The organism is Cytobacillus massiliigabonensis, assembly GCF_900199725.1.
In the GTDB taxonomy this organism is placed as follows: Bacteria; Bacillota; Bacilli; order Bacillales; family Cytobacillaceae; genus Cytobacillus; species Cytobacillus massiliigabonensis.
The window spans coordinates 958,460-960,223 of record NZ_LT904904.1 but is presented as its reverse complement, the minus strand read 5'-3'; the positions used below and the strand labels follow the sequence as shown (position 1 = coordinate 960,223).

1 protein-coding gene is annotated in these 1,764 nt (G+C 40.5%); it reads right to left on the bottom strand.

Going from position 1 to position 1,764, the window contains the following annotated elements; all coding sequences use genetic code 11:
* Positions 1–1,538: L-glutamate gamma-semialdehyde dehydrogenase (pruA, locus tag C1726_RS27035; protein ID WP_102274034.1), on the bottom strand; the 1,538-nt coding region annotated here is incomplete at its 3' end.
* Between the last annotated feature and the right edge of the window lie 226 nt (positions 1,539–1,764).

Sequence of the window (1,764 nt, the reverse complement as noted above, 5' to 3'; positions counted from 1 at the left end):
TCAGAAGTTGTTTTTGCTTGCATATGAAGCTGGATGTAGTCAGGACCGCCTGCTTTTGAGTCTGTTCCTGACATATTGAAGCCGCCAAATGGCTGGTATCCAACGATCGCACCTGTACATCCACGGTTGAAGTATAGGTTTCCAACATGGAAATCTTCACGTGCTTTTTCGATATTCTTACGGTTATTTGTGATAACCGCTCCTGTTAAACCATATTCTGTGTTGTTCGCAATTTCAATTGCATGATCGAAATCCTTTGCTTTTGTAAATCCAACAATCGGACCAAAGATTTCCTCTTTCATGATGCGAGCTTCTGGATCAAGGTCTGCGAAAATTGTCGGCTTAATGAAGTAGCCTTTGGAGTCGTCTCCTTCTCCGCCTGTCATAAGCTTTCCTTCTTTTTTGCCAATTTCAATATAGCTCATGATCTTATCATATGCACTTTGATCGATTACTGTAGCCATGTAGTTATTCGGGTCCGTTGGGTCCCCTTGTGTTAATTCATTTGTTAATTCAACTGCACGATTTAACACTTGGTCGTACACATCTTCAACGATGACTGCACGAGAGCATGCAGAGCATTTTTGCCCTGAGAAGCCAAATGCAGAGGCAACGATCGAAGTTGCAGCTAACTCAAGATCCGCTTCCTTATCGACAACGATTGTATCTTTTCCGCCCATTTCTGCAATGACACGCTTCATCCAAACTTGGCCTTCGCTTAATTTAGAAGCACGTTCAAAAATACGAAGACCTACGTCACGAGATCCTGTAAAGCTAATGAAACGTGTATCCTTATGGTCTACTAAGTAGTCGCCCACTTCTGCACCGCTTCCTGGTACAAAGTTTAACACACCTTTAGGAAGACCCGCTTCTTCCATGACCTCAACGAATTTTGCGGCAACAACTGGAGTAGTTGAAGCTGGCTTTAAAAGAACTGTATTTCCCGCTACGATTGCCGCAACAGTCGTTCCAGCCATGATCGCTAATGGGAAGTTCCATGGTGAAATGATGATTCCAACACCTAATGGAATGTAATCATAACGGTTATATTCATTTGGACGGCTGTTTACAGGCACGCCTTCTTTAATTTTCAACATTTGACGAGCATAGAATTCAAGGAAATCAATTGCTTCTGCTGTATCTGCATCCGCTTCATTCCATGGCTTGCCTGCTTCTTTTGTTAAAAGTGCAGAAAACTCATGCTTGCGGCGGCGAATGATGGCAGCTGCTTTGAATAATACGTCTGCACGTGTTTCAGCTTTTACTTTTTTCCATGTTTTAAACGCTTCTACTGCAGCTTGCATCGCTTTTTCAGCAAGATCGCGGTTTGCTTTAGACACACGGCCAATTACTTCTGTTTTATTAGCAGGATTATAAGATACGATTTTCTCTTCTGTAGAGATGCGCTCTCCGTCGATAACTAGATCGTAATCCTTCCCTAAATAGCTTTCAACTGTTTTTAACCCAGTTAAATAGGCTTGATGATTTTCTTCCAATTTAAAATTAGTAAATGGTTCATGTTTGTATGGTTGTACCAAAGTTTCCGCCTCCTATGTATTAAAACTACACCCTGTTTACCAGATGCTATCCCTTTTAAGTATTAGTATATCTCTTAAAAAGGCTCCCATTCCAACAAGCTTATCTTAACATGATTCATTTCTCTTCTTCAAACATTCTGTGTAAATGAACACTATTCTACACTAATAATTGGAGATAATATGTGATTCTAATAATCAGTCATATTATCTCTCCATTTTCTTATTG